The organism is Nannocystis sp., from assembly GCF_016714285.1.
Taxonomy (GTDB): Bacteria; Myxococcota_A; Polyangia; order Nannocystales; family Nannocystaceae; genus Nannocystis.
The window spans coordinates 217,846-230,654 of record NZ_JADJNN010000038.1; the positions used below are offsets into that span (position 1 = coordinate 217,846).

Annotated in this window: 10 protein-coding genes; 7 read left to right on the forward strand and 3 right to left on the reverse strand. The window is 72.4% G+C overall.

Annotated features, from left to right (window positions below):
- Window positions 1-8: 8 nt before the first annotated feature.
- Entirely contained in the window at window positions 9-1,274 is a 1,266-nt protein-coding gene (locus IPJ59_RS34460; protein ID WP_293275499.1) for a hypothetical protein, read from the reverse strand.
- A gap of 240 nt (window positions 1,275-1,514) precedes the next feature.
- Here IPJ59_RS34460 and IPJ59_RS34465 point away from each other — a divergent pair, with 240 nt between their 5' ends.
- The 6 genes from IPJ59_RS34465 (at window position 1,515) to IPJ59_RS34490 (ending at window position 8,699) form a co-directional block, all read left to right on the forward strand.
- Window positions 1,515-2,036: a (2Fe-2S)-binding protein gene (locus IPJ59_RS34465; RefSeq protein ID WP_293246718.1), complete on the forward strand. Its 522-nt coding sequence runs from the start codon at window positions 1,515-1,517 to the stop codon at window positions 2,034-2,036.
- A complete protein-coding gene (locus IPJ59_RS34470; protein WP_293275500.1) occupies window positions 2,026-4,401 on the forward strand; it encodes a xanthine dehydrogenase family protein molybdopterin-binding subunit in 2,376 nt (791 codons plus the stop codon). Before IPJ59_RS34465 ends, IPJ59_RS34470 begins: the two co-directional genes overlap by 11 nt.
- On the forward strand, window positions 4,401-5,405 hold the full coding sequence (locus IPJ59_RS34475; RefSeq protein ID WP_293275501.1) for an FAD binding domain-containing protein: 1,005 nt from the start codon (window positions 4,401-4,403) through the stop codon (window positions 5,403-5,405). The genes IPJ59_RS34470 and IPJ59_RS34475 overlap by 1 nt, the downstream gene beginning before the upstream one ends.
- 7 nt (window positions 5,406-5,412) lie before the next feature.
- On the forward strand, window positions 5,413-6,183 hold the full coding sequence (locus IPJ59_RS34480) for an NRDE family protein (protein ID WP_293275502.1): 771 nt from the start codon (window positions 5,413-5,415) through the stop codon (window positions 6,181-6,183).
- A gap of 119 nt (window positions 6,184-6,302) precedes the next feature.
- Window positions 6,303-6,908 carry a porin family protein gene (locus IPJ59_RS34485; RefSeq protein WP_293246725.1) on the forward strand — a complete coding sequence of 202 codons (606 nt, stop codon included), beginning with the start codon at window positions 6,303-6,305 and terminating at the stop codon, window positions 6,906-6,908.
- Window positions 6,909-7,379: 471 nt separating this feature from the next.
- Window positions 7,380-8,699 (forward strand): serine/threonine-protein kinase, encoded by a 1,320-nt coding sequence (locus IPJ59_RS34490; RefSeq protein ID WP_293275503.1) that lies wholly within the window; start codon window positions 7,380-7,382, stop codon window positions 8,697-8,699.
- Between the two features lie 14 nt (window positions 8,700-8,713).
- Here the strand turns inward: IPJ59_RS34490 and IPJ59_RS34495 are convergent, their stop codons facing one another.
- Window positions 8,714-10,150, reverse strand: a complete 1,437-nt coding sequence (locus IPJ59_RS34495; protein ID WP_293275504.1) for a hypothetical protein — start codon at window positions 10,148-10,150, stop codon at window positions 8,714-8,716.
- Between the two features lie 209 nt (window positions 10,151-10,359).
- Window positions 10,360-11,400: a serine/threonine protein kinase gene (locus tag IPJ59_RS34500; RefSeq protein WP_293275505.1), complete on the reverse strand. Its 1,041-nt coding sequence runs from the start codon at window positions 11,398-11,400 to the stop codon at window positions 10,360-10,362.
- 69 nt (window positions 11,401-11,469) lie between these two features.
- Here IPJ59_RS34500 and IPJ59_RS34505 point away from each other — a divergent pair, with 69 nt between their 5' ends.
- Window positions 11,470-12,807, forward strand: coding sequence for a protoporphyrinogen/coproporphyrinogen oxidase (locus IPJ59_RS34505; RefSeq protein ID WP_293275506.1), 1,338 nt, complete (start codon window positions 11,470-11,472; stop codon window positions 12,805-12,807).
- The last annotated feature ends 2 nt before the right edge of the window (window positions 12,808-12,809 follow it).

The window sequence follows — 12,809 nt, forward strand, 5'->3', positions numbered from 1 at the left end:
CGTCGTTGTCATTGCCGCGGGGTGAGCGGGTCGCAGCGCAGGCAGGGGTCCAGGACTGGCGAGCGCGTCTCGGCCGGGTGGGGTGGGCGCTCGCGCGGGACCTCGATCTGCGCGGCGCGCCAGCGGCCGTGCTTGCGCTGGTGCAGCAGCGCCGTGTAGCTCACGCGGCCGATCACCAGCTCGGCGAAGCCGGCGCGGTTACTGAGCAGGTCGGGCGCGAGGGCCTGGCTCTGGTAGTAGACCCAGCCGCGGCGTCCGCCCGCGGGGGCGCCGTCGGGGTGAGCTGTCCCTCCGGACACGACCTGAAAGACAGGTCGCTTGAGCCAGAAGCGGCTCGAGCGCTTGACCGCGTCGGCGATGTCGGCGGTGGCGGAGAGCGAGCGGTCGTGGCCCGAGAGGGCGCCGGCGAACAGGCCGCGGTCGATCGCGCGGCGCAGCGGTTCGGGGTGGAGCGCGAAGGCGGAGTCGGGGTAGAGGCCGCCCTGGCCGTGCGGGCCGGCGGTCTCGATCGGGTGGTGGGTGACGAGCAGGCGCGGCGTCGCGGCTTGGGGTGTCTGCTCGAGCGCGGCGAGCAGCGCTTGCTGCTGGGCCAGGCTGGCGTCGGCGGCGGTCAGCAGCGGGCCGCCTTGCGCGGGCGGACCGAGCCAGGCGGCGGTGTCGAGCAGCACGAGGTCGACGAACGCGTCGGCGTCGGCCGGCTCGACGGAGCACGCGTTCTCGCTGCACGTCGACACCACCCTGGCGCCGCCGTCGTGGTCGACGCGGACCACGTAGTTGGCGGCGGGAAGTCGCCACGGTCGCGGGCCCGTATTTGGTTGCAGGTGCAGCGACGGGGCCCCGCAGCGCCACTCGTGGGCGCCGAGCACGGCGAAGCTGGGGCCGCCGGCGGACTCGTGCGAGCGGGCGACGCGGACGAGATCGCGGACGCCGGGGCGGGTGAGGGCGACGGCGGGGTCGCAGTCGTCGCCGAGGACATCGCCGAGCCACAGCAGCACGACGGGCACGCCGTCGCGGCGACGGGCGGCGAGGGTGCGCTCGAGCTCGCTGGCGCTGTGCGCCGCGGTCCGCCCGGGGAAGCCGGCCTCACCGATCAGCACCAGGCTCAGCGCCGGGGCGGCGGGGTCCGCCGCGGGGCGGTCCCAGGCCTTGCCGCGCTCGATGGCGCAGCCGCTGATCGACATGACCGCAAGGACAGGTAGCAGCCAGAATGGCAGCGAATCGGTCAGCAGCAGCTTCCGAAGGCGGACGAGCGCCGGGCGACGGGTGGAGCGCATGAGCGAGGACGCGAGGCTAACACGGCCCTGTCGCGCCAGCGTTGACAGGTGCGAAGAACTCGGCGCAGCGGCGAAGCACGTGAGTCGGTTGGCGGCTTGGGGTCGGTAGGGTTGGGGTCGGCGGCTCGGCGGGTCGGCTCGGCGGGATAGCGAATGGCGGGTCGCGGCGAGCTTTCGCACGATTTGTCGCGGGGGCGGCGCTTGCACCCGCGCAGCGGCTCGGGCGATGCTCCGGGCACGATGTCTCACCTGCTGCTGTCGATGACCGTCAACGGCGAGGCCGTGCAGGTCGCAGCGCCGGCGCACCACACCTTGCTCGAGGTGCTGCGCTACAAGCTCGACCTGATCGGCACCAAGCAGGGCTGCGACAAGGGCGACTGCGGGGCGTGCACGGTGCAGATCGACGGCGTGCCGCAGCTGAGCTGCCTGACCCTGGCGGTGCACGCGGTCGGTCGCGCGGTGACGACGGTCGAGGGGCTCGGGCAGCAGGCTGGCGGCTGTCACCCGCTGCAGGACGCGTTTGACCGCTGGAACGCGGCCCAGTGCGGCTTTTGTACGCCGGGGATCTTGCTGAGCGCCGAGGCGCTGCTGCGCCGCTGCGCCGGGCGCGAGCCGACCCGGCTGCAGGTGTGCGAGGCGCTGGCGGGCAACCTGTGCCGCTGCACGGGTTACACCAAGATCATCGACGCGGTGCTGGACGTCGGGCGGCAAATGGCTGTGGCGGCGGCGGCGAGTGCGGGGGAGGTGGCGCATGCCGAGTGAGGATCGCGAGCGCGACTGGCAGCTCGGCAAGGTCCACCGCAAGGTCGACGCGATGGAGCGGATGCGGGGCGTGGCCCGCTACACCGACGACCTCAAGCTGCCGGGGATGTTGCACGCCAAGATCTTGCGCAGCCCGCATGCCCACGCGCGCATCCGCGGCATCGACCTCGCGCCGGCGCTGGCGCTGCCGGGGGTGTTCGCGGCGGTCACCGGGCAGGACTTCAAGATCCCCTACGGCATCATCCCGTGGACGCCCGACGAGAATGCGCTGGCGGTCGACAAGGTGTGCCACGTCGGGGACGGCGTGGTCGCGATCGCGGCGATCGACGAGGACACCGCCAACGCCGCGTGCAAGGCCGTGATCGTCGACTACGAGCCGCTGCGGGCCTTCTTCGACCCGGAGGAGGCGCTGGCCGTGCGCGACCGCGAGGGCACGATCAACCCCTACTCGCGCAAGGGCAACGTGTCGAAGCACGTGCTGCTCGAGTTCGGCGAGGTCGACGCGGAGCTGGCCGCCTCGGACCTGGTGATCGAGGGCGACTACGAGTTCGGTGGCACGACCCACGGGGCGATCGAGCCGCACTGCGCGGTCGCCCTGGTCGAGCCGAGCGGGATCTTGACGGTGTGGTCGGCGACCCAGGTGTCGCACTACCTGCACCGCGAGCTGGCCAAGGTGCTCGAGCTCCCGCCGCACCGCATCCGCGTGATCCAGCCGCCGCTCGGCGGGGCCTTCGGCGGCAAGAGCGAGCCCTTCGACCTCGAGTTCTGCGTCGCCAAGCTGGCCATGAAGACAGGTCGGCCGGTCAAGCTGCTGTACACCCGCGAGGAGGTGTTCTACGCCCACCGCGGCCGCCACCCGATGAAGATGAAGTACCGCACGGGCTTCACCCGCGACGGCAAGATCAAGGCCGTCGACGCCAGGACGATCCTCGACGGCGGCGCCTACTCGAGCTTCGGCCTGGTCACGACCTACTACTCCGGGCAGCTGCTGTGTGCGCCCTACGCGTTCGGAACCTACCGCTTCGACAGCACGCGCGCGTACACCAACAAGCCGGCCTGCGGCCCCAAGCGCGGGCACGGCTCGGTGCAGCCGCGCTTCGCGATGGAGATCCAGCTCGACAAGGCCGCGGTGGCGCTGGGCATCGACCCGATCGATCTGCGCCGGCGCAACGACATCGGCGCGAACACCCAGACGATCAACGAGTTTCGCGTCGGCTCCAACGGCTTCCTCGAGTGCCTGGCGCGGGTCGAGGCGGCCTCGGGCTGGCGCGAGCGGCGGGCGAAGCTGGGCTACGGGCGCGGGCTCGGGGTCGCGGGGAGCACGTACATCAGCGGCACGAACTACCCGATCTACCCCAACGACATGCCGCAGGCGGGCGTGCAGATCTGCCTCGACCGCAGCGGGCGGGCGCGGGTGTTCAGCGGGGCCAACGACATCGGCCAGGGCAGCAACACGATGCTGGCGGTGATCACGAGCGAGGAGCTCGGCCTGCCGATCGAGGACATCCGGGTGCTCTCGGCCGACACCGACCTGTGCCCGGTCGACCTCGGGGCGTACAGCTCGCGCATCACCTTGATGGTCGGCAACGCCTGCCTCGACGCGGCGAGCAAGCTGCGGCGCAAGGTGTGCGAGAGCGTGGCGAAGCGCTGGAAGGTGCCGCGGGATCGGGTGGTCCTGGCCGGCCGCATGGCGATCGACCGCGAGGATCCCGATCGCCACGTCGACAGCGCGCAGGCGTTCCAGTGGGCCGAGGCTGACCACGGCCTGCTCGGCGAGGTCGGCAGCTACAACACGCCCAAGGACCGCCACGGCGAGTACCGCGGCGGGACGATCGGCGCGTCGCCGGCCTACAGCTTCACGGCCCACCTCGCCGAGGTCGAGGTCGACGTGGAGACCGGCATCGTCGACGTGAAGAAGATCTGGATCGCCCACGACTGCGGCAAGGCGCTGAGCAAGCGCATCGTCGAGGGCCAGATCGAGGGCTCGACCTACATGGGCTTCGGCGAGGCGCTGATGGAGGAGCACGGCGTCGACCCCGAGCACCGCGGCGCGCACGCGGGCCCGAGCCTGCTCGACTACCGCATGCCGACCTTCCTCGACACCCCCGAGCTGGCCGCGATGATCGTCGAGGCGCCCGACGCCAACGGGCCCTACGGGGCCAAGGAGGCCGGCGAGGGGCCGCTGCACTCGAGCATCCCGGCGATCGCCAACGCGATCTACGACGCGGTGGGGATCCGCCTCGACCGCATCCCGTTCTCGCCGCCGCGGGTGCTCGCGGCGCTGGCCGAGCGGCGTCGGCGGGAGTTGGCGGGCGAGCTGAGCCCGCACAAGCCGGGCCCGGACCACGCCCGGAGGAGCGCCTGATGCTGCGTCTGCCGCAATTTCAGGTCGAGAGCCCGGACACCGTCGAGGGCGTGGTGGCGGCGCTGCAGCGCCACGCTGGCGCGCGGGTGATCGCGGGCGGCACGGACATCCTGCCGAACCTCAAGCACTTCCTCGACACACCGCCGGTGCTGGTCAGCCTGGCGCGGGTGACCGCGCTGCGCGGCCTGCAGCGCGACGACGCGGCCGGGCTGCTGCGGATCGGCGCCGGGGTGACGCTGACGCAGATCGCCGAGGACGCGCAGGTGCGGGCGCTGTTCCCGAGCCTCGCGCACGCGGCCGGGATCGTGGCGAGCCCGGTGATCCGCAACATGGGCACGCTCGGCGGCAACGTGAACCTCGACACCCGCTGTCGCTACGTCAACCAGAGCGAGTTCTGGCGCGGGTCGATCGGCGGCGGCTGCCTCAAGTCCGAGGGCAACGTCTGTCACGTGGTCCCCAAGGGCCGCAACTGCGTCGCCGCGATGAGCAGCGACAATGTGCCAGTGCTCATCAGCCTCGACGCCAACATCGTGCTGGTCGGCCCCGAGGGCCGCCGCGTGCTGCCGCTGGCCGACTACTTCCACGCCGACGGCGTCGCCCACACGCTCGCCCGACCCGGCGAAGTGACGGTCGAGCTGCAGCTGCCGCTGCCCGCGGGTCCGCGGCGCGCTCGCTACACGAAGTGGTCGGTGCGGCGCAGCATCGACTTCCCGCTGCTGTCGGTGGCGCTGCGCTTCGACCTCGCGGCCGACAGCCCGCACGCCGAGGTGCTGGCGGCGAAGGTTGTCGTGGGGGTGCTCGGGGCCAAGCCGCGGGTGGTCACGCGGCTCGACGAGGCGCTCGGCAAGCCGCTGTCGGACCCGGCGGTCGCGCGGATCGTCAGCGAGGCGACCCACGCCCAGTGCAAGCCGCTGGACAACGTGCCCTACGAGGCCGCGTACCGGCGCGAGATGCTGCGCGTGTACACCCGCCGCGGCGTCGAGGCGATGGTCGCCGAGGGCTAGACGCTGCATGTGCACGCTGCTGCTGGCCTGGCAGGTCGACCCGGCGCGGCCGCTGATCGTCGCCGCCAACCGCGACGAGTTCTACGCCCGTCCGAGCGCCCCGGCGGCGATCTGGCCGCGCGCGTCCGCGGCCGACCCGGAGATCGTCGCCGGCCGCGATCTGCAGGCCGGCGGCACCTGGCTCGGCGTGACCCGGGCCGGTCGCTTCGCCGCACTGACCAACGTGCGCGAGCTTGGCGTGGCGACCCCGCCAGGCGCCCCGTCGCGCGGTCAGCTGGTCGCTGATTTTCTCCGCGGGCGCGACGACCCGGCGAGCTACATCGCTGCGCTGCGCCCCGAACGCTACGCGGGCTTCAACCTCGTCGTCGGCGATCGGGACGCGCTCTGGTACCTGTCCAATCGGTCAGGTCCGGCGCGCGCCCTGGGCCCGGGCGTGTACGGGCTCGCCAACGCTGGGCTCGACACTCCCTGGCCCAAGGTCCGACGCGGGCGCGCAGCGCTTGCCGCACAGGTGGCCGCGGGCGAGGTGACGGGCGCGGCGTTGCTGGCGTTGCTGGCCGATCGGACGCCGGCGCCAGACGCCGAGCTGCCGGACACCGGCGTGGGTCTGGCGACCGAGCGCATGCTCTCGCCGCTGCTCATCGCTAGCTCCGGCTACGGCACCTGCTCGTCGACGGCGCTGGTGATCCACCGGGACGGCGCGGTGGAGTTGCACGAGCGCAGTCACAACCCGGCGCGGCCCGGCGACGCAAGCCTCACGATGTCGCGCGGACGCTGAGCGAGGGCTCGTCTTTTCGCCCCGTTCGCGGTACTCCTTGGCCTGCCTCGTCTGGAGACTGCATGTCGCGCCGCCTGCTCCCCATTCTGCCCCTCGCGCTCGTTTGGTCTGTCGTTGTCGTGGCGCCCGGGCAGGCGCAGGCCGCCGACGCGGGCAAGCCGAAGCCGGCGTGGCTCAAGGAGAAGCACATCCTCGAGGTCGGCGGTTACCTCGGCGCCTTCTTCACGGCCGCGGACCATGGCCTCTACGGCGACGGCATCACCAAGACGCCGCGGCCGCTCAAGCCCGGCTTCGACGTCGGGGTGCGCCTCGCCTATCTCCCGCTGCGCTTCGTCGGCGTCGAGGTCGAGGGCGGCGTGGTGCCGACCAAGCTCGACGGCAACGGCGGCTACAAGACCACCCTGTTCGGCGTCCGCGGCCACCTGATCTTGCAGCTCCCGACCCGCCTCTCGCTGTTCGTCGTCGCCGGCGGCGGCATGCTCGGCGCCAGCTCGGGCCCCAAGGCGCTCGGCAAGAACATCGACGGCACCCTGCACGTCGGCGGCGGCCTCAAGTACTACGTCACGCCCAAGGTGGTGCTCCGCATCGACGGCCGCGACATCCTCTCGCCGGCCTGGTCGAAGGGCATGGCCGGTGGCCAGGACTGGGCCCACAACGCCGAGTTCACCTTCGGCGCGAGCTTCGTCCTCGGCCGTCAGACCACCAAGATGCTGGCGAAGGGCTAGCGGCCACCGCGTTGGCCTGGCGTCGCGTGACACCAGCGGGCCGTGGGGGATCTCCATTGGCGTCGGCCTGCACGTCGAACGCGTCCTGGATCCAGGTCGATCCACGGCTGCGGGCCGGTTGTGGATCCCCAGCTGTGGACTCGGCTCCGTGACAGTGGATCCCATGCGAGAAAGCTGTGGATAACTCGCGGCCGCGAGGTGGGAGAGCCTGCGATCCCGAGTGAACTTCGGTGAACGTATGGTAATTGCGACTACATAAAAATCAGTCGCAAGTCGCTGTCTCGTGGCAGATGAGCGTTGATTGCCGCGGCGCATTGAAGTTATTGTGGATGCAAGGCGCCCCCCCGCCGTCGTCTGGCCATTCGGCCAGCGCCCCCGCAATTCCCCATGCCGGTCCCCCAGGCCCACGCTCGAGACGCCGACGCCCCCGCGCTCCGCTCTGCGCGGCGCGGCCGTGGCGGCTCCCGGGCGATGGATCTGACAGGGCGGGTGCTGGGCGCCCGCTACCGGCTCCTGCGCCAGCTCGGGCAGGGTGGCATGGCCACCATCTACGAGGCCGAGCACGTCGAGATCGGCAAGCGGGTGGCGGTCAAGGTGCTGACGCAGGCCCGCTGCGAGGACACGGCGCGGCGCTTCCTGCAGGAGGCTCGTGCGGCGTCGCAGCTGCGTCACGAGCACATCATCGACGTCACGGATTATGGCCGCGACGAGGTCGCCGGTGAGCCCCTGGCCTACTTGGTGATGGAGCAGCTCGAGGGCGAGGACCTCGCGGTCACGCTCGAGCAGGACGGCCCGCTGCGCTGGACCCGGGTCCTGGCGATCGGCAAGCAGATCTGTCGCGCCCTGATCGCGGCGCACGACCAGAACATCGTCCACTGTGACATCAAGCCGGCCAACTGCTTCCGCATCCTCCGCGGTGACACGGCCGACTTCATCAAGGTGCTCGACTTCGGGGTCGCGAGCTTCGCCTGCAAGCGCACCGGTCGCGTCACGCCGGACCCGGTCCCCGCGGACAGCGAGGATGCATCGGGTGGTCGCCGCAAGTCGGGCCCACGCCTCGGCACCCCGGGTTACATGGCCGGCGAGCTGCTGAGCGGCGGCAGCTACGACCATCGCGTCGACATCTACGCGCTCGGCGTGCTGATGTACCGCCTGCTGACCAACAAGATGCCGTACCCGGCGGCGCGCCTGTACGCGGCCGGCGACGGCAGCGGCGCGGTGGCCGGCAATGCGGCCGGCAATGCGACCGGCAACAAGGCTGGCAATGTGGCCGCCGCGAACGGTGCGATGAGCGAGGCTCCGGCGCCGTTCCCGATGCGTCGGGCGATCCCCACGCTCGAGATCTCGCCGGAGTTCGAGGCGGTCGTGCTCAAGGCCCTGGCCCATGAACCGGGGCAGCGCCACGCCAGCGCGCGGGCCCTGCTCGCGGCGCTCGAGGCGGCCGAGGCGGCGTCGCTGCGCGCCTCGCCGCTGCCACGCGACCCGCTGTCGTGGGGCGGCACGGTCGAGCACGAGCCGCTCGCGCGCTCGCCCGAGGACTCGTCGTCGATGTCGCAGACCGAGGTCTCGCGCGCCGCCTTCGCGGCCCACAGCTCGAGCTCCGGGCTGCAGCGCACCGCGCCCGACTACAGCCCGAGTGGTTCGTGGCAGTCGCTGCGCCGGGCCCAGGCCACTGCGTATCGCGAGGGTATGCGGGGCGCGCCGGCTCTGCCGGGCCTGCTCATCCGCGCCGCGCTCGCGCTGGTGGTGACGACGGTGCTGGTGCGCGTGGCGTGGACGCTGCTGGTGTAGGGCGGCGTCGCGTTTCAGCTGCGCCAGTGCTTGCGCTGCGGCCGGAGCTGCTGCCAGGTCCACCACCACAGGGCCAGCAAGGGCACGAGGCTGAGCGCGCCGGGCAGGCCGAGCAGGCGGCCGAGGTTGGTCGCGCCGCCGTAGCCGGGCTGACCCGCGAACAGCAGCGGCCAGGCGTGGCCCCACAGCGGGTCGCCGTACTGCGGGGCCTCGGGCGCGGCGGCGGCGGCGGCGAGCATCTGCGCGGCCGAGACGGCGCCGAGCACCGCGACGGCGCCGGGGACCAGGCGCAGCGCGGGCACCAGGCCGAGCGCGAGGAAGGGCAACATCGGCACGCAGTGGCGCGGGCCGAGCGCGGCGCCGCCGTCCCACATGTAATAGCCGCTGTTTAGCGCGAGGTAGAAGCCGATCACGAGCAGCGCGAGGCCGGCGACCTGGCGCGTGGGCCAGGTTCTTTCAGACATGTCCTGTCGGCCAGGTGAGATCGCCTGGACGAGCAGGCCCCAGGCGGCGAGGAGCAGCACCGGGGCGAGGTAGAACAGGCCGCGGAAGCGGCCGAACAGGAGCTCCTGCAGCACCGCGAGGTCGGGCGTGTGGATGCCGTAGTTGACGCGCATGCCCTCGGCGAATTCGGCGAGGTAGACGAAGTCGTAGCCGGTCCGCAGCGGGTGGCCGAAGGCGGCGAGGTGGTAGAGGGCCAGCAGGGCCGCGCCCGGGAGGCCGCCGGCGACGGTGCAGGCGGCGAAGCGGGGGCCGTGGTGGAGCAGGGCGAAGCCGGTGACGATCGCCGCGGGCACGGCCGCCGGGTACTCGCAGACGACCGCGAGGCCGAGGCAGGCGCCGGCGGCGAGGCCGGCCTGGGCTGTCCCTCGGGACAGGAGGATGCAGGCCAGCGCGAGCAGCAGCAGGTCGGCGCAGGGCTGGTGGCCGTAGAAGGCGGTGCTGTAGACGAAGGCGGGGCTGGCGAGGCCGTAGAGCAGCGTGAGCGCGGCGGCGGGCCCCGGGGCGAGCTGGCGGCGGGCGAGCAGGTAGAGCGCGGCGAGGCCGGCGAGGGCCAGCAGGGAGGTGCTGAGCAGGCGGCAGAGGTAGAGGGCGGTGCGGTGGGCCTGGTTGTAGATGAGGCGGTCACCGGGTTGGCGGGCGTCGGGGTCGGGTTGCTGGCCGGCGAGCTCGGCCGCGGGGTCGAGCGGGATGACGCGGACGCTGGGCAGCTCGCCGCCGCCGAGGCGGGTGGCGGCGTAGTAGAGGGTGTAGGCCGGGAGGGCGAGCAGCGAGGCGCCGGGGGCCTTGTCGCTGTAGAAGTGGCCGTCGCGGTAGCTCTTGTCGCCGGTGGTGGCGTGGTCGGGGTCGATGATCGTGCTGCCGCGCTCGACCAGCGCGCGGGTCAGGGCGAGGCGTGAGTTCTGGTTCCACGCGGGCGGGCCGATGAAGTAGGCGTAGGTGCAGAACACCGCGAGCGCGAGCGGCAGCAGCAGCGGCGCCTCGGCGCGCAGGCGGGCCCATGGCGTGGGCTGTCCTGGGGAGGGGGGGGGCCGGGGGACAGGTGGGGGGGCTGTCCTGGGACAGGTGGCTGTCCTGGGGGACAGGTTTGGCGTGGCTGTCCCCAGGGACAGGTGGCGGGACAGGTGACGGTGGCTCGGCCGTGGCCGTCACGGGGCCCTCAGCGGCCGCGCGTGGCGGGCGTGGCGGTCGCGGCTGCGGGCGGGATCGGCGTCGCGGCGGCCGTGGGGGGGGGCGCAGGATTGGCCCCGGGGTTGCGGCCGTGGCTGACCTCGCGGACGAGCGCGGCGAGCTCGGCCTGGGCGCGCTCAGCGGCGGCGGCCTCCGGGGTCTGGGCCAGGCGCTGGAGCATCTGGTAGGCGGCGCTGTAGCGGCGGGCGGGGTCGCGGTCGAGGTTCTTGCGGACGATGTCGCTGAGCTTGGCGGACAGGCCCGTGAGGCGGCGCGAGCTGTGCGAGATGTCGAACTTGACGATCGCGTCCATCGTCTTGAGGTCGTCGTCGGCCTTGAAGCAGCGCTGGCCCTTGAGCATCTCCCACAGCATCACGGCCATGCCGAACAGGTCGGACTGGACCGAGGCCGGGGCGGTGCCGACGATGCGCTCGGGGGCCATGTAGGCCTTGGTGCCGGCCTGGGACATGTCGTGCGGGCGCGGCAGCCAGGTCGACGAGGCCGAGTTGTAGTCCGCGAGCAGGACGCTGCCCTGGCGCGACAGCAGGACGTTGCTGGGGCACACGTCGCGGTGGACCACGCCGAGCTCGACGAACTTGTTGCTGGCGTCGTCGAGGATCTCGAAGGTGTGGATGTGGTGGAGGGCGTCGGCGAGCTGGCCCATGATGAACACGGCGAGCTCGCGGGAGATGGCGCGGGGGGTGCCGTCGTCGTGGCCGAGCAGGGCCGCGAGGTCGCAGCCGTCGACGTAGTCCATGACGAGGTAGCGCACGCCGTCCTTCTCGCCGTCGCCGTGGACGGAGGGGATCCCCGGGTGGTTGAAGGCCTGCAGCAGCTTGATCTCGTGGTCGAACTGCGCGGCGAGGTGGGCGTGGTCCGGGCTGCGGCTGGGCAGCAGCAGCTTGACCACGTACGAGGGGGCGCCGTGCTCCGGGTCGTCCTCGTGGCGCGCCAGGTACAGGCGGAAGCTCGTGCTGCGGGTGGCCAGAGGCCGGACCAAGCGAAACGTTCCGAGGCTCTGCAGCTCCATGGGCCCCGTGAGTGTGCATGTCGGAGATCCAGCTGTCCATCGCCCGGAGCCTGGTAAAACTCGGGGCCGATGGTCGACCCTTCGCCTCCGGTCGTGGTCCTCGGCGCTGGCCTCACCGGGCTGTCCGCGGCCTACCACATGCGCCGCCCGACGCTGCTCGTGGAGCGGGGCCCCCAGGTCGGCGGGCACGCCCGCAGCGTGCGGCAGGACGGCTTCACCTTCGACGTCACGGGCCACTGGCTGCACCTGCGTGAGCCGCAGACCCGGGCGCTGGTGGAGGGGTTGTTCGCCCCGGGCGAGCTGGTGAGCGTCGAGCGGCGCACGCGGGTGTACACGCACGGGGCGCTGCTGCCGTACCCGTTCCAGGCCAACCTGTTCGGCTTGCCGCTGCCGGTCGTGCAGGAGTGCCTGGTGGGCTTCGTGGAGGCCCGCGAGCGGGCGGCGCGGGGCGAGCAGCCCGAGCCGAGCTTCGAGGCCTTCGCCGAGGCCCGCTTCGGTCGGGGGATCGCCCGCCACTTCTTCGTGCCGTACAACACCAAGCTGTGGGGCATGCACCCGAACCGGCTGACGGCCGAGTGGGTGTCACGCTACATCCCGATCCCTGACGCGGCCCAGGTGATCGGCGGGGCGATCGGGCTGGCGCAGGAGGGGCTCGGGTACAATGCCAACTTCCTGTACCCGCGGGCTGGGGGCATCGACGCGCTGCCGCGGCGCCTGGCGGCGGCGCTGCCGGCCAGCGCCCAGGTGCTGCTCGGCAGCGACGTCGAGGCGATCGACCCCGGGCAGCGGCGGGTCAAGCTGACGGCCGAGGCCGACTGGCGCAGCTACGCGGCGCTGGTCTCGACGATGCCGCTGCCCGAGCTCATCCGCCGGATCGTCGGGGTGCCGGCGGCGGTGCGCGAGGCGGCGGCGGCGCTGCGCTGGGTCGGCTGGCGCTACCTCGACGTCGCCACGCGCAGGCCCGTGCCGGCCGACTACCACTGGGTCTACGTGCCGGAGCTGCGTTACCCGTTCTTTCGCGTCGGGGTCTACTCGAACGCGGTCGCCAGCATGGCGCCGCCGGGCTGCAGCAGCCTGTACGTCGAGCTCAGCGCGCGCGAGGGGGCGATCGATCTGGCGGCGGTACTGCAGGGGCTCGTCGAGGTCGGCGCGCTGGCTGCGGTCGACGACGTGCTGTTCACGGCGGTGCGGGAGATCGAGTATGCCTACGTGGTGTTCGACGACGCCCACGCCGCGGCCACGCGCACGATCTTCGCCTGGCTCGAGCAGGTCGGGATCCGCAGCTGCGGGCGCTACGGGGCGTGGGTCTACAACTCGATGGAGGACAGCGTGATCCAGGGCCGGGAAGCCGCGGCCTGGGCCATGACCAGCGCCTCGGGACAGGTCGCAAAGGACAGGTCCGTATGACC

Excerpts from the sequence above, each read along its gene's own strand:
- IPJ59_RS34475 (WP_293275501.1), top strand. The coding sequence starts at position 4,401 with ATGCTGCGTCTGCCGCAATTTCAGGTCGAGAGCCCGGACACCGTCGAG.
- IPJ59_RS34490 (WP_293275503.1), top strand. The coding sequence starts at position 7,380 with ATGGATCTGACAGGGCGGGTGCTGGGCGCCCGCTACCGGCTCCTGCGC.
- IPJ59_RS34500 (WP_293275505.1), bottom strand. The coding sequence starts at position 11,400 with ATGGAGCTGCAGAGCCTCGGAACGTTTCGCTTGGTCCGGCCTCTGGCC.
- IPJ59_RS34470 (WP_293275500.1), top strand. The coding sequence starts at position 2,026 with ATGCCGAGTGAGGATCGCGAGCGCGACTGGCAGCTCGGCAAGGTCCAC.
- IPJ59_RS34465 (WP_293246718.1), top strand. The coding sequence starts at position 1,515 with ATGTCTCACCTGCTGCTGTCGATGACCGTCAACGGCGAGGCCGTGCAG.
- IPJ59_RS34480 (WP_293275502.1), top strand. The coding sequence starts at position 5,413 with ATGTGCACGCTGCTGCTGGCCTGGCAGGTCGACCCGGCGCGGCCGCTG.
- IPJ59_RS34505 (WP_293275506.1), top strand. The coding sequence starts at position 11,470 with ATGGTCGACCCTTCGCCTCCGGTCGTGGTCCTCGGCGCTGGCCTCACC.
- IPJ59_RS34460 (WP_293275499.1), bottom strand. The coding sequence starts at position 1,274 with ATGCGCTCCACCCGTCGCCCGGCGCTCGTCCGCCTTCGGAAGCTGCTG.